The sequence below is a fragment of the Clostridium estertheticum genome, assembly GCF_018861295.1.
GTDB lineage: Bacteria > Bacillota > Clostridia > Clostridiales > Clostridiaceae > Clostridium_AD > Clostridium_AD estertheticum_D.
Map to the genome: position 1 here is coordinate 104177 of NZ_JAHLDM010000001.1, position 18179 is coordinate 122355.

At 30.7% G+C, this 18179-nt stretch carries 20 protein-coding genes; 17 read left to right on the plus strand and 3 right to left on the minus strand.

Annotation, left to right across the window (positions count from 1 at the left end; genetic code table 11):
• Nucleotides 1–165 precede the first annotated feature (165 nt).
• Nucleotides 166–711: a cytidylate kinase family protein gene (locus tag KPL54_RS00445; RefSeq protein ID WP_216103727.1), complete on the plus strand. Its 546-nt coding sequence runs from the start codon at nt 166–168 to the stop codon at nt 709–711.
• 37 nt (nt 712–748) lie between these two features.
• On the opposite strand, the gene KPL54_RS00450 is transcribed toward KPL54_RS00445, so the two are convergent.
• Entirely contained in the window at nt 749–1204 is a 456-nt protein-coding gene (locus tag KPL54_RS00450; protein ID WP_216103728.1) for a DUF441 domain-containing protein, read from the minus strand.
• A gap of 357 nt (nt 1205–1561) precedes the next feature.
• On the opposite strand from KPL54_RS00450, the gene KPL54_RS00455 reads away from it, so the two are divergent.
• Both KPL54_RS00455 and KPL54_RS00460 read left to right on the plus strand, forming a co-directional pair.
• Complete coding sequence (locus KPL54_RS00455; protein WP_216103729.1) at nt 1562–2689, plus strand: ABC transporter ATP-binding protein; 1128 nt, start codon at nt 1562–1564, stop codon at nt 2687–2689.
• Nucleotides 2689–4281: an ABC transporter permease/substrate-binding protein gene (locus KPL54_RS00460; protein ID WP_216103730.1), complete on the plus strand. Its 1593-nt coding sequence runs from the start codon at nt 2689–2691 to the stop codon at nt 4279–4281. The genes KPL54_RS00455 and KPL54_RS00460 overlap by 1 nt, the downstream gene beginning before the upstream one ends.
• 79 nt (nt 4282–4360) lie before the next feature.
• Here the strand turns inward: KPL54_RS00460 and KPL54_RS00465 are convergent, their stop codons facing one another.
• Complete coding sequence (locus tag KPL54_RS00465; protein WP_216103731.1) at nt 4361–4693, minus strand: winged helix-turn-helix transcriptional regulator; 333 nt, start codon at nt 4691–4693, stop codon at nt 4361–4363.
• Between the two features lie 272 nt (nt 4694–4965).
• Here KPL54_RS00465 and KPL54_RS00470 point away from each other — a divergent pair, with 272 nt between their 5' ends.
• Both KPL54_RS00470 and yidA read left to right on the plus strand, forming a co-directional pair.
• The gene (locus tag KPL54_RS00470) at nt 4966–5601 is read left to right on the plus strand and encodes a flavodoxin family protein (protein ID WP_216103732.1); all 636 of its coding nucleotides are present in this window, start codon (nt 4966–4968) and stop codon (nt 5599–5601) included.
• A gap of 152 nt (nt 5602–5753) precedes the next feature.
• The gene (yidA, locus tag KPL54_RS00475) at nt 5754–6578 is read left to right on the plus strand and encodes a sugar-phosphatase (RefSeq protein WP_216103733.1); all 825 of its coding nucleotides are present in this window, start codon (nt 5754–5756) and stop codon (nt 6576–6578) included.
• 85 nt (nt 6579–6663) lie between these two features.
• Here the strand turns inward: yidA and KPL54_RS00480 are convergent, their stop codons facing one another.
• Entirely contained in the window at nt 6664–6831 is a 168-nt protein-coding gene (locus tag KPL54_RS00480; RefSeq protein WP_216103734.1) for a hypothetical protein, read from the minus strand.
• Nucleotides 6832–7077: 246 nt separating this feature from the next.
• Here KPL54_RS00480 and KPL54_RS00485 point away from each other — a divergent pair, with 246 nt between their 5' ends.
• The 12 genes from KPL54_RS00485 to KPL54_RS00540 all read left to right on the plus strand — a co-directional run bounded on the left by KPL54_RS00485 (nt 7078) and on the right by KPL54_RS00540 (nt 17610).
• Entirely contained in the window at nt 7078–7968 is an 891-nt protein-coding gene (locus KPL54_RS00485) for an N-acetylmuramoyl-L-alanine amidase family protein (RefSeq protein WP_253203290.1), read from the plus strand.
• Nucleotides 7969–8187: 219 nt separating this feature from the next.
• Nucleotides 8188–8784, plus strand: coding sequence for a hypothetical protein (locus tag KPL54_RS00490; protein ID WP_216103735.1), 597 nt, complete (start codon nt 8188–8190; stop codon nt 8782–8784).
• Nucleotides 8785–9152: 368 nt separating this feature from the next.
• Complete coding sequence (locus KPL54_RS00495) at nt 9153–9506, plus strand: DUF6514 family protein (RefSeq protein ID WP_216103736.1); 354 nt, start codon at nt 9153–9155, stop codon at nt 9504–9506.
• A 208-nt stretch (nt 9507–9714) separates the two neighbouring features.
• The gene (gene acpS / locus KPL54_RS00500) at nt 9715–10137 is read left to right on the plus strand and encodes a holo-ACP synthase (RefSeq protein WP_216103737.1); all 423 of its coding nucleotides are present in this window, start codon (nt 9715–9717) and stop codon (nt 10135–10137) included.
• A 118-nt stretch (nt 10138–10255) separates the two neighbouring features.
• A complete protein-coding gene (locus KPL54_RS00505; protein ID WP_216103738.1) occupies nt 10256–10870 on the plus strand; it encodes a germination lipoprotein GerS-related protein in 615 nt (204 codons plus the stop codon).
• Nucleotides 10871–10907: 37 nt separating this feature from the next.
• A complete protein-coding gene (gene alr / locus KPL54_RS00510; RefSeq protein ID WP_216103739.1) occupies nt 10908–12068 on the plus strand; it encodes an alanine racemase in 1161 nt (386 codons plus the stop codon).
• 158 nt (nt 12069–12226) lie between these two features.
• Nucleotides 12227–12547, plus strand: a complete 321-nt coding sequence (locus KPL54_RS00515; RefSeq protein WP_171295691.1) for a CopG family transcriptional regulator — start codon at nt 12227–12229, stop codon at nt 12545–12547.
• Nucleotides 12507–12854 (plus strand): type II toxin-antitoxin system PemK/MazF family toxin, encoded by a 348-nt coding sequence (locus tag KPL54_RS00520; protein WP_071614469.1) that lies wholly within the window; start codon nt 12507–12509, stop codon nt 12852–12854. The genes KPL54_RS00515 and KPL54_RS00520 overlap by 41 nt, the downstream gene beginning before the upstream one ends.
• 249 nt (nt 12855–13103) lie before the next feature.
• On the plus strand, nt 13104–13790 hold the full coding sequence (gene ftsE / locus KPL54_RS00525) for a cell division ATP-binding protein FtsE (protein ID WP_216103740.1): 687 nt from the start codon (nt 13104–13106) through the stop codon (nt 13788–13790).
• Nucleotides 13780–14664 carry a permease-like cell division protein FtsX gene (gene ftsX, locus KPL54_RS00530; protein ID WP_216103741.1) on the plus strand — a complete coding sequence of 295 codons (885 nt, stop codon included), beginning with the start codon at nt 13780–13782 and terminating at the stop codon, nt 14662–14664. Before ftsE ends, ftsX begins: the two co-directional genes overlap by 11 nt.
• A 192-nt stretch (nt 14665–14856) precedes the next feature.
• Nucleotides 14857–16137, plus strand: coding sequence for a S41 family peptidase (locus KPL54_RS00535; RefSeq protein ID WP_216103742.1), 1281 nt, complete (start codon nt 14857–14859; stop codon nt 16135–16137).
• Nucleotides 16138–16251: 114 nt separating this feature from the next.
• On the plus strand, nt 16252–17610 hold the full coding sequence (locus KPL54_RS00540; protein WP_216103743.1) for a PDZ domain-containing protein: 1359 nt from the start codon (nt 16252–16254) through the stop codon (nt 17608–17610).
• Nucleotides 17611–18179: the final 569 nt, after the last annotated feature.

An 18179-nucleotide genomic window follows, 5' to 3' on the forward strand; every position in this document is an offset into this window, starting at 1 on the left:
ATGAATTCTTTGATTTGGACTTAAAAATATAGTAATTGTGGTAATATATAAGAATGAGAACAAGGAGAGAGATAGGGCTATTTCCTATTGTGATAAAAAGTTTTAAAATTGAAGAAAATAAATTATTTGTCTTAATATTTCTTAAGCATAGGAGATGATGTCAAATTGAAAATAACTATAACGGGGGACTTATATTCGGGAAAGAGCAGTGTAGCTAAGGGTGTATGCGAGGTAATGGATTATACCTATTTTAGTGTGGGTGAATTACAAAGAAAGCTTGCGGTAGAAAAAGGTATGACTATTATGGAATACAATGATTATGTGTTTCAAAACAATTTAGACCATGAGGTTGATAATAGAACTATGCAAATTGGGAGAGAAAATGAAAACTTTATTTTTGATGCCAGACTTGCTTGGCATTTCATACCAAATTCTTTTAAGATTTATTTCAAAGTAGATATAGATGTTGCAGTAGAACGTGCTATGGAAAGCAATCGAGGAGAGTGTGAAAATTATACTTGTGTGCAAGAGGCCAAAGAAAGAATAATTGGAAGAAGAAGACTTGAGGTAATAAGGTTTAATGAAATGTATAATATTGATATAGACAATGATAGTAATTATGATTTAGTTATTGATACTACCAATATGACTATGGATGAAGTGATTAAAAAAACTATAGAGAAGTTGCGAGAATGCAGTGATAAAAAGTAATACGCGTATTTAAATAAATGCGCGTATTACTTTTTATTCATTTATGAATAACTTTCACAAACACTGCCAGTATTCCAGATGTAATAAGTGGCCCTACAGGTACTCCGCCTAAAAATGATGCAGCTGCCACTGCGCCGACTATCATGGCAGGCATTATATCGCTATGACCCTGAACAGTAAGATAGTTTAAACCTTGTCCGCTTAAATATGTTGTTAAAAAAGAAAGAACTAAAGCTGTTAGGCCTATCCAGGATGTAAATACACTTTTTATGTTTACGGATGTTATGGTACCGTTAGCTATAGGTATCATAATGGCAGCTATAAGAAGTATTAGTCCCCATGTCATTCCGCTCTTTTGAAGAGGTGGATAAACATATTTGTCTAAGTCTAAAAGTTTTGCCATAAGTAGAATACATGTTGCAATGGCAACCGAATTTGCTTTTCCTAATATGGCAGCGGCAAGAATAAACAATAGAATAATAGTTGGATTCAAACGAATCATCTCCTGGAATATATTTATTTCAATATTAAGATAAATTAAACATTCATAATATACTATTCTTTTTCTGCTATATTAATTCTATAATATTTTTCTAAAATGAAAGAAAGAAGGTTTTCCAAAACACAAACCGATTATTAAAATGCCATATAGCCAATAAACGCACCAATACGTAGCATATGAACCGTTTTTATGTATATATCGACTGTACCCTAATATTGATAGAACTGCCACATCTATTCACAGTTTATGGAGTTTTCCAAACAGACACGCCTATGATATCATATAAGTTGTTAGTTCTAATTAGTGTAAATTAGCTAACGATGCATTATTATATTGAGGAGAGGTTATATGTTAGAGTTTAGGAATTTAAGGAAGGTTTTTAAGAATAAAACCGTAATTAACGACATTAGTTTTACTGTAAATAAGGGAGAATTTGTAGTTATAGTAGGACAAAGTGGTTGCGGTAAAACCACAACCTTAAAAATGATTAATAAATTAATTTTACCGACATCAGGGAGTATAAACTTAGATGGTAAAAATATATTTAAGGAGGATACCATTAAGCTTAGACGGAATATGGGATATGTCATACAGCAAACAGGGCTTTTGCCACATATGACTGTAGGGGAGAATATTGGAATAATACCAATGCTTGAGAAATGGCCAGAAGAAAAGATACTTGCAAGGACAAATGAACTCTTAGAAATGGTGGGAATGAAGCCAGAAGAGTATATAAACAGATATCCATGTGAGTTAAGTGGAGGTCAGCAACAAAGAATCGGAGTTGCAAGAGCTTGGGCAACAAATCCGGATGTAATTCTTATGGATGAGCCTTTTAGCGCATTAGACCCAATTACCAGAAATCAGCTTCAAGATGAATTGTTTAATCTTCAACAAGAGTCTAAAAAAACAATAGTTTTTGTAACTCATGATATGGATGAGGCACTTAAGCTTGGCGATAGAATTTGTATTATGAAGGACGGAAATATTGTTCAGTATGATACTCCAGAAGAAATTCTAAATAATCCTGCTAATGATTTTGTTAAAGAATTTATTGGGAAAAATAGAATATGGCAACAACCAGGGTTTATAAGAGCTAAGGATATTATGATTACGGAGCCAATTACGACTAGTGGAAGCAGAACAGTAGTACAAGCTTTGGAAATTATGAAGGCAAACAAAGTAGACAGTTTGTTAATTATTAATAAAGAAGATAAGCTAGAAGGAATTGTTACAATAAAAGATATTATAAGAAATTACACGGGGTCTCTAAGGGTAAATACTATTATGGGCACAGAAATTAAAACTGTTAATCTAGAGGACTCTTTAGTAGATATATTAAATCTAATGAATGAACTTAAAATCGGATATGTGCCAGTTGTAGATGATAGTTCAAAGTTAGTTGGGCTAATTACTGAGAGTAGTTTGTTAATTGTTTTAAGCAATCAGTATATTAACCAGGAGGATGAGGAGTAATGGGAATAATACGTTCAATAGTTGGTTTTAAAGATTTTGTATTTCAAACACATGGGCAGATAATAGATTTAACACTTCAGCATATCGAATTAACAGTATTTGCTGTGCTTATAGCAATAATTATTGGAATTCCTTTAGGTATATTAATATCTAGAGTTAAGAAGTTAGCGGGGCCAGTTATAGGTCTTGCTAATTTAATACAAGCGGTACCTAGTTTAGCATTACTCGGATTTCTAATACCAGTAATGGGAATAGGTAGTGCACCGGCGATACTAATGGTGTTTTTATATTCATTACTTCCTATTATAAAAAACACATATACTGGACTTATGAATATAAATCCAGATGTAATTGAGTCATCTAAGGGTATGGGAATGACGAGTAAACAAATACTTAAGCTAGTTCAATTACCACTTGCGTTTCCTATAATTATGACAGGAATAAGAATATCAGCAGTTACAGCAGTTGGGCTTATGACAATTGCAGCATTTGTAGGTGCAGGTGGACTTGGATATATGGTATTCTCAGGTGTGCAAACTGTAGATAACAATATGATTCTAGCCGGAGCAATTCCTGCATGTTTACTCGCACTATTAATGGACGCTGTTGTAGCGAAAATCGAAGAAGGGGTTACACCACCAGGAATTAGAAAAGCAGATGGTACAATTAAACTGTCTAGAAAAAAAAGATATAAATTTAATAAAACACAAAAAATCATAGCTAGTTGTTTAGTAGTTGTGTTAGTAGGTAGTGGCATATTTATGGCCACAAGAAAAACCGACACAATTGTGGTAGGGTGCTACAACAGTTCTGAACAAATTATATTAGGTAATATGTTAGCAACGCTAATAGAAAAAAACACAAAAATTAAAGTGGAAAAAAAGTTGAATTTAGGCGGTTCAGGGCTGGCATACACAGCGTTAAAAACTGGTAAAATAGATATGTATCCTGAGTATACTGGAATGAGTTTGGTTGGTATTATGAAGAGAGCACCAATTAATGATCCAGCTAAAGCATATAAAGTGGTAAGTGATTATTATCTTAATAACTATGGTATAATATGGCTCAAACCTTTTGGATTTAACGATACTTATACATTGTCAGTAAGACAAGACACAGCAAAGAAATATAATTTAGAGACTATTTCAGACCTTGCAAAGGTGGGAGATAAGCTTAAACTAGGTGCTACATTAGAATTTTGTAATAGAGCAGATGGGTATTCAGGAATAAGTAAAGTATATAATTTTAAATTTAAAGAATTTAATTCAATTGATGGGGGACTAAGGTATACAGCTATAGGGAATAAAAAAGTAGATGTTATAGATGCCTTTACGACAGAAGGTTTATTAAAGTCATATAAACTTAAGGTTTTAAAAGATGACAAACAATTCTTCCCAAATTATGATTGTGTACCGATAGTTAATAGTAAAACCCTTCAGAAATATCCACAACTTAAGCCTTTAATTAACAAATTAGGCGGAAAAATTACTGAGGAAAAAATGATAGAATTAAATTATAAGGTTGATAAACAAGCGGTGCCTCCAGCAAAAGTTGCTGAAGACTTCCTTAGAGAAAATAAATTGATTAAGTAGTTTTATTTTATGAGTTTTATAATTTAAATGGTCCGTTTCTACAGTTATATGTAGGGATGGATTATTTTAATATTAACTATTACTTCAACAAGTGCGAATAATGACTAATAGACCAATTTTCAATTTCTTTAATAATTTTAGTTAGCTCATATCCTATATCGGTAAGGTAATACTCAACTTTGGGTGGAATTTCTGCATAGATTTTCTTACCAACTAATTCATCATTTATTAATTCTTTGAGATTCTCATTTAGGACCTTTTGACTTATACCTATAGTTATTCTTTGAAGTTCTAAAAATCTTTTAGGTTCATCATATAAATGACATAATAAAACTGCCCTCCATTTGCCTCGTACAAAATCCATTGCATAATCTAATAAACATATATATTCTTTACCTTTACAGTATATCATTAGGGTACCTACCTTTAATTATTTTTATATTTAGGGTCTTCAATGAGAGTTATAACATATTAGGGTTAATTATATAGGAGCAATTTAATATAAGCAAACTTATGCATAATGTTAAATAAATATAGATATTTATAAGAATCTTACCTAAAGTGTAAGAATCTTACCTAAAGGTAAGGTAACTAACTAAATAGTGCGTACTAGCAAGTTAAATTGGGAAGCATTATAATGAACACAGGTTTTAAATAAATGAAGATTATATGGAGGTATATATTATGAAAGTACTTGCTTTTAACGGGAGTCCTAATAAAAATGGAAATACATATGAGGCTATTAAAGCTGTAGCTACAGAACTTAAAAAAGAGAATATAGAGGTAGAAATTATTCATGTAGGAAATAAAGTAATACGTGGATGTTTAGCCTGTGGCGGATGTAGTAGAAACATGGATGAAAAGTGCGTTATTAAGAATGATGAGGTTAATGAATGGATTCAAAAAATGAAAGAGGCTGACGGAATTATTTTAGGCTCACCTGTACATTACAGCGCGATAGCTGGAACTATGAAATCATTTTTAGATCGTGCATTTCTTGTAACATCTACAAATGGAGGTATGCTTAGACATAAGGTAGGAGCTAGTGTGGTGGCAGTAAGGCGTGCGGGTGGCATTCCAACATTTGATCAATTAAATAATTATATTAATTACTCAGAAATGGCAATGCCTACATCAAATTATTGGAATGTAGTGTTTGGTACTGCACCAGGCGAAGCAACTCAAGATGAAGAGGGAATGCAGATTATGAAAATCTTAGGTAAAAACATGTCATGGCTTTTAAAACTTGTAGATGCTGGTAAAGATAAAATAGAAGAACCTAAAGTTGAAGACAAGGTATTTATGAACTTTATAAGATAGTAACAAAAATGTCATTATTTATTTAAATGATGACATTTTTTGAGCTGAAAATATAATCAATTTAAAGTTTATAAAACATGTAATCCATTACTTATAAAATTCTATGATATACTATAGTTAGTTTAAGAAAAGTGGTTACGTGGGGGTAAAAAATGTATAAATTAATAGCAATAGACATGGATGGAACCTTATTAAATAGCGAAAAGAAAATTTCACCAGCTAATTTTAATGCAATACAACAAGCAAAAGATATTGGAGTTAAGGTTGTACTGGCATCAGGAAGACCTCTAATTGGATTTAAAAGATATCTAGAAGAACTTAATTTAGTTTCAGAGGATAATTATGCAGTAGCATTTAATGGAGCACTTGTCCAGAACTGTGAAGGTAATGAGATAATATCTAAAACAACATTAACTCTTGAAGATTATAAATATATATATAGTTTAAGTAAAAAGCTAAATGTTAATATACATGCATTAACGGAAGATTCGGTAATTTCTCCAAAAGACACGACATTCACTAGACACGAAGCAGAAATGAATCATATTCCTAATGATATAATTGCTGTAGATGATGTACCTGCAAGTACTACTATAGTTAAGGTTATGTTTGTAGACAAGCCAGAAGTTATAGAAGATGTAATGGGGAAAATACCAGAGGAAGTAAGTGATAAATATACAGTAGTTAGAAGTGCAGCTTTCTACTTAGAATTTCTCCCTAAATCAGTTAATAAAGGTGCGGGAGTAGCAGCACTTGCTGAAAAATTAAATATTAAACAAGAAGAAGTTATATGCATAGGGGACGCAGGTAATGATATCCATATGATTAAATATGCTGGACTTGGAGTTGCTATGGGAAATGCATATCCAGAGGTTAAAAGAGTTGCTAATTTTATAACTAAAACTAATGATCAAGATGGCGTAGCATTTATTATTAACAAATTCATTTTGAATCCACAAGAAGAGTTTGCGGTATAATACTATAAAAATAAAGCAAGCAAATTCCTTAGGGATTTGCTTGCTTTATTTTTATAGTAAATTTTAATAACAAAATAAAATGTCGTTAAACAAAGTCGTTCATTTTGTCACTGTTGTTTTGCTGTTTGACTATAACCTCATTTGATTTTTCAAAGGAGGTTATATATGAATGCTTTTCAAGCATTTCTAGTTCATTAGCTTTTTCAATTTTATAACGATCGTCATTATAGTACATATTGTTATTGTGAGCCATTAAAAGTCCTCCTTTTTTTATATATTTACTTTTATTATTTTAGGCTTTTTATTTTCTTTAATACTATGAGATAATTGGCATTTAATATATATAACATAATTAAGACAATAACTTGTATAAATTGATATTTAATGGAAAAACATATTTTATGAGATTTAAAGATGATCTGCAAAAATCATATGTGTTAATAAAGAAATGGTACAATGAACATACATTATTTTTACAGAAAGAATCCAGGAGGGTAAAATGATTAAAATTAAAAAAATATTATTAGCTTTTATGTGTCTTGTTATTATAGGCGGAGTATTATATAAAGTAAATTACATAAAAAAAGAACATGAAAAATCAGTACAAGCTATAAAAACAAATGAGCAAGATAAAAAGTTGAATAAGATAGCTAATGAGAAGTTACTAGCGAAAGCAAAAGGAGTAAAAGAAGCAGAGGCAGTAAAAGATGCAAAGGCACTGCTTAAAATTAACAAAGATAAAGAATCTTTAAAAAGGCAGAAAGATTTGGCGAAGGTAGTCGTTATAGACCCAGGACATGCGAGTATTACTAGCCTCGAGCAAGAAAAGCAAGCACCAGGTTCAACTATAATGAAAATAAAGGAACCAGGTGGAGCTCAAGGAATTAATACAAAAACGCCTGAGTATGTGGTTAATATGGCGGTAGCAGTTAGACTAAAAGTTTTGCTTATTAAAAAAGGATATACTGTAATAATGACTAAGACAGAGAATAAACAAATGCTTGGGAATATTGCAAGGGCTCAGATCGGAAACGATTCTAAGGCAAATTTAGTTATACGAATTCATGCAGATTCAAATGATAATTCATCTGTTAGTGGAGCATCAATGCTTGTACCTACAGATACTAAAAATACAGATCCAATATATAAGTTGAGTAAACAATATGGACAAGTAGTTTTTAGAAATCTTATTAATGATGTAGGAATGAATGATAGAGGCGTTGTTGAAAGAGATGATATGACGGGATTCAACTGGTCTAAGGTTCCTGTTATTTTAGTGGAGATGGGTTTCTTGTCGAATACTAGTGAAGAAAGGCTTCTCATAACTGAATCTTACCAAGATAAGTTAGCAAAGGGTTTGGCAGAGGGAATTGATGCGGCGTTAAAGTAAAGGTATCAGTAACGGTATCCAATTCTCCTGCGTGCCTTGCAACAGAGCTCAAAACATGAAATTCCATTAAGAAATAAAAAATTTTAAATGTTTTTTTAAAAAATTATTAGTATTTATTTTTATGTTATTTGGTATAGTTTATATGTATTATGCCACACTAAATGTAATATAATTGAGAGTTCTCAATTAATTTATTTTGGTGAAGAGAGAGATGTGATTATGAGTGATATGGAGAATAATGATAAAAAACATTTAAAGAAGATTTATAAAAATTTTTCTGACTTAGTTTATGTTGTTGCTACAACGGAACTTGAGTCTTTTATTACTAAGGGTGAATTTACTAGTTTCTTCAATTACAGGATGAAACAAATACTCTCAGAGATTAATGAAAAAAGTGGGATTTTAGATGCTGGTGTTTTTTTTAATACAAAGGGTGAAATAACACTTATTGATGCGGGGGTAGTAGGCAAATTTATAGAGAATAATTATAATTTGAAAATGCTGGAATATTATAAGAATACTTTTTTAAATAAGATTATTAGGGGAGTGGTTAATGGGTCCGAAAAGTCGAAAGTAGATTTTATTTTAATTTCATATTCAATACTATATGATACGCTGAATGAATTATATAAAACTATTAGTTGTAAGCAAGTGAGTAAGGTTGTATATATAAATCGATATGCCTTAGAGGATTACAACAAAGAGGATTGTACTATGGTCATTGCTACACTATTAATACTAGAGGATTTATGTAGATATATTGGTGTTGATAGACATAAAATGGTGAATGAATTAAAAAATAAAATTTACAAATAATAAAGTTAAATTAAAAAATAAATAAAATAACATGTTAAATTTTAATTAAATGTGATAAATATTTACAAAATAACAATATTTTGAATTGAATTAAGGGGTTTTTAAAAAACGATTATAATTTGTTTAAGAATATTCAATTTTATATAAAAAACTTTTAGTTATATTTATTATAATTTCGACAAATAAACTACCTCATATAAATCTTAACCTATTGCTATTCTTTCTTAATCGTGACATTATGGGTGTATAGGGTTGAAGTTGTCATTAAAAAGAGATAATATAATGTAAACGTATTTCACAAAATGACATATTTTTTTTGAAAGTAATGTTACTGTATTCTCATAAGAAAGTATGGGAGGCAAACGCATATGGTAATTATAGAAGATTTGTATAGAAAAATAACAGATGGTGAAGTGAATTATAATTATGCTTACAGATTGGTAAAAAGTCACATGTCTGTATCAATGTATGGTAAGCTTACTGAAATACAAGCTTATGGCATTGAAATAGAAAGGCAAGATATTATCAATGGTACAGTTGTAAGAATACAAAGAGATTGTGCAGAAAATATAAGTCCCCAAAGGTATAAAGTTAAAAATCTTTTGAAAATATTATACGATAATACAGTATCACCTATTCACATGATTGACATATTGGGTGAGTATATTGATGAGTATACTAGTGATTTTGATGAAGTGTTAGCAAGTATAGCTTCTTGTTAATAATTTATTTTGACCTAACATATTGATGAGAATATTCCACCTTTAGAGGATGATTATTCTCTTTTTTGTATAATGGAAAATTACAGAATTATAGAGTATAATACTAGAAATGGTCATAGTTATAATAGAACAGTCTACCATTGCAATATAATACATTACTAAAGCTTTAAATTTGTAAACATAGATTAACAAGTGGGAGTTGATAAGTATGATTCTAGGTGTAGGTACTGATATAGTTGAAATCAGACGGATAAAACATGCAATGGAAAGCAACAATAAGTTTTTAGAAAAAATTTTTACAAGTTCAGAACTAGAATATCTTAAAAGTAGAAATTTAAGGGCTGAATATGTGGCTGGAAGATTTGCTGCAAAAGAAGCTGTAGCAAAAGCTTTAGGGACAGGCTTTAGGGGGTTTGATTTTAAAGACATTGAAGTTGATCGAACAACTCTTGGAAAGCCAGTAGTAATTTTAAAAGGAAAAGCAAAGTTAATAGCTAAAAAAGAAGGTCAATATAATATTCATCTTAGCATATCTCATGGGGAAGAAAGCGCAATCGCTTATGCTATATTAGAAGTTGAAAAGAAAAATGAAGAAGTTGTGGAAAAAGAGAAGGTATCTGATTTATTATAATTAATTATTTTAGTAATAGTATGTAATCATTAGTAATAATATAAGTAGTAGAGTAAGCTAACAAGGCTTGCAACAATAATAATTGTTGTATCTCTAGAGAAATACTAGGAGGATAACAATGAAAAAAGTATCGTTATTATTTTTAAGTCTTTTGTTCGTTTTAACTTCGGTTCTATTTACTTCTTGTGATAAAACCCCAAAGGATACTAATGATATTACAACCTTTTTAAAAAACATGGATAGCTATACTACAAATATGAACATGGATATAAAGAATGATAAGCAGACAATTAATTATAAGGTAAAACAATCCTATTTAAAGGGAGGCGGATATAAACTAGAGTTAAACAAAAACAGAGTGTTTATATATAAATCCGATGATAAAATTTATATTAATGATAAAAATAATGGAAGGTCATATGTACAAAGCAAAAGCTTTGATGAAGTACTTAAACTAAGTTTTATAGGTGAATACATAGGATTATTGTATACTAATGAGGAAATAAAATATGTTACTAAAAAGGTAAATAATATTGAATACACAGTAATTGATTTATTTATACCTGGTAATAATAAAAATATTAATAATGCACTTTTATATGTTAATAATAAAAGTATGTTGCCAGAGAAAATGATTATTTACGATACTAGTGGTAAAGAAAAAATTAATATAACGTATACTAATTTTATTGCCAACTTAAAGATTGAACCTAAAGAGTTTAATGTTCCATAATATATATTAAATTTTAGTAACAAATGAGGTGAAGGTAATGTTTAAACATTTAAGACCCGCATGGGCTGAGGTTGATTTAGATAAACTGGCACATAACATGCGTGAGATTAGACGAATAACGAAAAGTAAAAAAATTATGGCAGTTGTAAAGGCAGATGCCTATGGGCATGGGGCTGTAGATGTAGCTCCAGTGCTCCTTGAAAATGGTGCAAATAGTTTAGCCGTTGCAATGTTAAGTGAAGCAATGGAACTAAGGCGCTCGGGCATAGAATGTCCAATAATGATATTAGGGTTTACACCACCGGAACTTATAGACAATCTGTTAAAATATAATATTGAACAAACTGTATTTTCATATGAATTTGCAAAACAGTTATCAAAGATGGCCCAAGACGAAAATAAAATAGCAAGAATACACATAGCTTTAGACACAGGGATGGGTAGAATAGGTTTTTTATCAAGTGATGAAAGTGTACAAGAAGTATATAAGATAAGTTTATTACCTAACGTAATCATAGAGGGAATTTTTTGTCATTTCTCAACCGCAGATGAAAAAGATAAGACATATACTAATATCCAAGTGAAAAAATTTGATGAGTTTTATAAAAAATTAGAAGCAAAAAAAGTTTACATAAACACAAGACATATTGCCAATAGTGCGGCTATCATAGATTTACCAGAAATCCATTATGAGGCAGTACGACCAGGAATAATAATTTATGGTTATTATCCGTCGGATGAGGTAAATAAGGAAAAATTAGATTTATTGCCGGCTATGACTTTAAAAACAAATGTTGTACATATAAAAACGTTGCCACCTGGAGAATGCGTTGGTTACGGAAGAGAATATAAAACAGATAAAGAAAGTGTTATAGCAACACTTCCAATTGGTTATGCTGATGGATATACACGGCTTTTATTTCAAAAGGCAAAGGTTATTATAAAAGGTAAATTTGCTCCAGTTATAGGAAAAATTTGTATGGATCAGTGTATGATTGATATTACAAGGATCAATGGAGTAAAAGTTGGGGACGAGGTTATACTAATAGGCGAAGACGAAAATAATAAATTTAATGCAGACATTGTCGGGGGACTAATAGGTACTATAAGTTATGAGATAGTTTGTATGATTGGCAAAAGAGTTCCGAGAGTATACATCAAGGAAGGCGAAGTTGTAAAGATAAAAGAGTATGTATAATAATACTCTTTTACATGTGAAATAGTCTGTTTTATGTAAAATAACTTGTTGAAAAAAGGCGAAAAAACGAATAATTTCTTTGACAGATTGACATAGATTGAATTATAATAATTTTATACATATTGTTGCTTTACTAAATAGGAGGTATTAAATTCTCTATGTCGACTTCAAAGAAATTAGTAATAAACCTCTCGGAGGAACTTTACATTAAATTTAATAAGGCACTTAAAAAAGATTGTAAAAAAAGAAGTGTATTTATTAGGGAAGCTATAATACTATATATTGAGGAAAAGAAAAGACTTAATTATATAGATAGAATGAAACAAGGATATTTGGAAATGGCTGAATTAAATTTAAAAATAGCTAATATGGGTTTTGAAAAAGATATTAAAGAGTTTAAAGAATACGAAGTTAAGCTTTCGGAGAGTGATTTGTCAAATGACAACAATAGTAAAAAGAGGAGATATATTTTATGCTGATTTGAGCCCGGTTGTAGGCTCAGAGCAAGGCGGGATTAGACCAGTGATTATACTTCAAAATGATATTGGCAACAAGTACAGTCCCACTATTATTATTGCAGCTATTACTTCTCAGATAAATAAAGCGAAACTCCCTACTCATGTTGAAATTTCTTCAGAAGAGTATGGTCTAAACAAAGATTCTGTGGTTTTGCTGGAACAAATAAGAACATTGGATAAAAAAAGATTAAAAGAAAAAATTGGTCACATGACTGATGGTGATATGAAAAAAGTAGATACAGCACTTTTAATAAGTGTAGGTTTATAAAATAGATAAGGGTATTTAATGCCCTTATCTATTTTATTGAACTATACAGGGGTTGTTAAAATAGAGCAATGATAAGATAATGTAGAAACTTCTTAGCATAAAGGTGAGCTTTCTACTAGAATACATAATAATTTAAAGAATATTCACGAAATTTTTATATTAAAATTTATTAAGGCATTGTCATTATGTTATAATGTTATTAGTGATTTTACTGTAATGAATATATAAACGTGGTAAGGAGATTTTAATATGATACAAGTGAAAAAAGTAACTAAGATCTATGATAATAATGTAATAGCTTTGTCGAATATTGATATTACTATTGAAAAGGGGGAATTTGTATTCCTTGTAGGACCTAGTGGAGCGGGTAAGTCCACTTTTGTTAAAATACTTTTAAAAGAGGTAGAACCAACTACGGGTAGTGTTATTATAAATGATGTAGATATAACAAGCATACTTAGAAAGAATATACCATACTATAGGCGAAAAATTGGAGTGGTTTTCCAAGACTTTAGATTGATTGATACTCTAAATGTTTATGAAAATGTGGCATTTGCACTCAGGGCTACAGAATGTTCTGCAAAGGATATTAGAAAAAGGGTACCTTATGTTTTAGATTTAGTTGGACTGTCGAAAAAACATATGGCTTTTCCTAATGAAATTTCAGGTGGAGAAAAACAAAGAGTTTCTCTTGCAAGGGCTATAGTAAATAATCCCACTTTGCTAATAGCAGATGAGCCAACAGGAAATTTAGATCCAGAAACTGCATTAGGAATTATGGATGTTTTAAATGACATTAACAAAGCAGGTACCACTGTGGTTATGGCAACACATGCTAAGAATATAGTGGATGCTATGAAGAAGAGAGTGCTCGCTATAGAAAAAGGTGTTCTAGTTAGAGACGAGCAGAGGGGAAGATACGGTTATGAAGATTAGTACAATTAAATATTTTATCATGGATGCTTTAAAGAGTTTAAAAAGAAATAAAACTGTTAGTATAGCGTCGGTGGCTACAGTGGCAGCTACTTTATTTATTTTAGGTGTGTTTTTGCTAATTGTTTTTAATGTTAATGCAGGGGTTAAAGAACTAGGGTCTAAGCTTGAGGCTACAGTTTATCTTAAAGATAATGTAACGATATCAGACAAGTCAGCTATAGAAAGAACTTTGAATGGAGTAGCGGGAGTTTCAAGTATTAAGTTTGAAGATAAGAATGATGCACTAGACAATGCAAAGAAACAATTTGGTAAGGAAAACGAATCCTTAACAAAAGGATTGGAAAAAGTTTTTCCAACTGCATATGTTGTAAAGGTAGAAAAGCCTGAGATGATAAGCAGTGTTGTTAAGGCTGCTACTGGATTAAAAGGTATAGAGAAAATTAAGGATGGACGAGAAATCGTTGATAAGGTTATAAAAATAACGAATACTCTTAAAATTGTAGGAATTGTATTATTTGCAATACTAGTAAGTGTATCTTTGTTTTTAATTGGAAACACAATTAAGCTTACAGTATACTCTAGAAAAAAAGAAATAGGAATTATGAAATTCGTTGGTGCAACTGATTGGTTTATAAGATGGCCATTTATTATTGAAGGAATGCTTCTTGGCATATCAGGAGCAATTATTTCTACTGGGGTATTGTATTATGCTTATAAACTGGCTTTTGAGAAGGTTACTAGTGCGGTACTTGGAATTACATTAATTAACCCTTATATTATATTGAGCACAACTTTATGGCAGTTTATGTTAGGTGGCTTAATTATTGGAGCGTTAGGAAGCTCTATATCAATAAGAAAGTTCTTGATTGTATAATATCAAAGCTTTTTTGTAAGGATTTTAATAACATACTAAGCTGTTTAGCTTGTAGAAGCTTTAAAACTAACGATTTTAGAAGGGAATTAATTCCCTTCTAAAATGTCGTTAAATATGTTTATTTAATATTAGTGTTATAAATTATATATAATTACATAATAATATATAGAGAATCACAAAGAGGTGTATAAAATGAGTGATGAAAATAAGTTTAATAGTTTTAAAACTGTTAGAAATGATAGTGAAGGATTTAAAGGGAGAAAAAAGAAACAAATTATATGGATTGTAGTTTTACTTATTATTACTAATTGTATAACTTTGTTTGTTTCAAATCAGATTTCTTTAGGGACCCCAAACGGTAAAGTAATAATTGCAAGAGATGATTATGAACAAGTATTAAAGTTTCAAAAACTGTTTTTAGTCAGGAATAAATTATATCAGTATTATGATGGTAAAATTAGTGATGATGTTTTAGTAGAGGGAGCTATAAAAGGTATGACTAATTCCTTAAATGATCCTTATACAGTTTTCATGAACAAAAAAGAGTACACAGATTTTAATACTCAAACAGAAGGGGCTTACACTGGTCTTGGCCTACAAGTAGGAGTTAAAGACGATAACATAGTCGTAATTTCAACATTTGATGATTCACCAGCTAAAAAGGCAGGAATAATTTCTGGGGATATCATAAAAAAGGTTAATTCAACTGAAGTGACTGGGAAAGAATTAGAAAAAGCAGTTGCTATGATGAAAGGTAAAGAAGGCGGGGCCGTTACATTAACACTTAGTAGAAAAGGAAAAGCTAATTTTAATGTTAATATGAAACGTGCTGCTATCGATTTAGTAACAGTTAAGGGTGAAATGTTACCAAATAAAATTGGATATATTCAACTTACAATGTTCGATGAACATACTGCCGCTAATTTCAATAAAAAATTAGCAGAGTTACAAAGTAAGGGAATGAAGAGTTTAATAGTAGATGAAAGAGGAAATCCAGGCGGACTTTTAGATCAGGTTGTAGATTTAACATCTAATTTCGTACCTAAGGGGAAAAATATAGTATACACAATAGACAAAAACAAGAAAAAGATTGAGTATAAGTCAAAGGGTGGTATAGCAATAGGAATGCCATTAACTGTACTAACAGATTCGGGATCAGCAAGTGCTTCAGAAATTTTTGCAGGTGCTATAAGAGACTATAAGGTTGGTACACTGGTTGGAGAAAAAACCTTTGGTAAGGGTATAGTTCAAACTATGCTTTCTGGAAGCAATAGTGGGTTTAATGATGGTACTGCATTAAAGGTAACTATATCAAAATATTATACTCCAAATGGTGAAAATATACAGCATATTGGAATTAAACCAGGAGTTGCAGTAGTGTATCCACAAGCACTTAAAGAGAAGGTATATAATAGAGCTTTAGATCCACAATTTAAAAAAGCTTTGGAGATAGCTACGGATAAAATCAATTAATAATTAACAAGTATCTACCAATAATATGGTAGATATTTGGTTTTTAAGAACATTTTTGTTAATGAGGCTATTACCTTAATAAACTTCATTAATATGGGAGGAGAATTTTATCCAATGGAGATTGCAATACATACTTTAAGAGCAGTTGCTTATGCAATTGCAGACCCTTCAAATGCGTTTATTTTAATGATGATTGCATTGATTTTTTATAATAAAAACAAGAAAATTGCTGCTATGCAGAAGATGATAATGGGAGAAAGTTTAGACTCACCATTTGAATTAACTATTTCTCAAATTGTAATAGGTATTTTTGCTGGGACTGCAGCTAGTCTAATATTTACGTACGCAGGATTGGTTTTTGATGAAAACTCAAACATTTATTTATTGTTTATGGTTTCGTTATTTTTTATGGCATTTAAGCCTAGATTTATTTGTTTTTCTTATTCTGGTGCAGTACTAGGTATAGCCAGTTTATTGTTTAAATATGCAGCAAACACATTAAATATGCCACAATTAGATGTTATAAATATTGATATTTTGACTTTAATGACACTGGTTGGAATATTACATATTGTAGAGGGAAGTCTAGTTATGATAGATGGTTCAAGAGGAGCTATCCCTGTATTTACCAACAGAGACAACAAAATTATTGGTGGGTTCGCATTAAAAAGATACTGGGCGTTACCGATTGCGTTACTTATACTTTTAAGTGCAACTTCAGCGAATTTAGTGGTTGGGCAGAGCGTAATGATCCCTGAATGGAGACATTTAATAAAAGGGGAGATAATAGATCGAATTGTGAAGAATTCTGTTATAGCCTCAATTGCATTGTATGGAGTCATAGGTTATAGTAGCATTACTTTTACTAAGAGTAAGAGGGCAAAGACGCTCACTTCAGGTGCTTTAATTATGGTTTATGGAGTATTGCTAACAGCCGTAGCACAACTCGCGGTACTAGGCACAGCGTATAAATTTTTTATTCTAATATTTGCGGCAGTAGTACATGAGGCAATGCTTAGACTAGAAAAGCATATGGAGTTCACGATGAAACCTAAATTTAGCAGTAGTGATGAGGGAATTATGGTGCTAGCGGTAGCCCCTAAATCTCCTGCTTTTCAAATGGGAATTGAAAGTGGAGACTTGATAGTTGAGCTTAATGGTAAAGCGATAGAGGCTGAGGAAGAAATCTTTAATATAATTAAAGGAAATTTTAGTTCGCTATCTTTAAAAATCAAGAAACCCTTTGGAGATCTTAGAAATGTAAATTATAGTAATATGGCTTCGAATAAAAGGCTAGGAATAGTAATTGTACCTAGGGAGATACCTAAGGATACTGCTATAGTTAATATGAATGATGAGACATTTAAAGAGGTAATTGACAAAATAAAAAATAAAGACAAAGACAAAGATGAAGATAAAGACATAAAACAAGAGGAAGATCAAAAGCAAGAACAAGAGGAAGATAAGAAGTAAAGATGAGTTTTAAATTTTTCATAGAGCATGCTATAACTAAAAGTATATATTGCTGAGATGCGTTCACATCTCTAAGTAATTCTAAAATTCATTTTGTTTTCAGTTACTAAAAAATGCAACCGAAAATAAAATGAATTAAGAATTACTAAGGCGCAGGGAACGCATTCTACGCAATATATACTTTTTTAGCATGCTCTATGAAAAAGATATAATTTCAACATTATATCGCTGCCATGAATGGTGAAGCGTATTGGTATAGTGAATTTTTATATGTTACAAGCCTAAGAGGATATTATGTATTGACACAATGTAACTTTATGTATAATATTATAGATAATATACAATATTAAACGAAGGAAAATGGTGGACTGAAATGAGAATCTAATCTTATCTATATGGACTAATTTGTTAACATGATAATTTAAACCCTTTGAAGGGTTTGTTTTTAATGTTTAATTTTATAGTTTTGGATGGGATAGAGGTACACTAGGTTTATATTTTTTGGTATTATTAAAGGAATCTTTAGTAATTCTATTTTGATATGTTTTTTTAGTGCGAATTTTATTCTC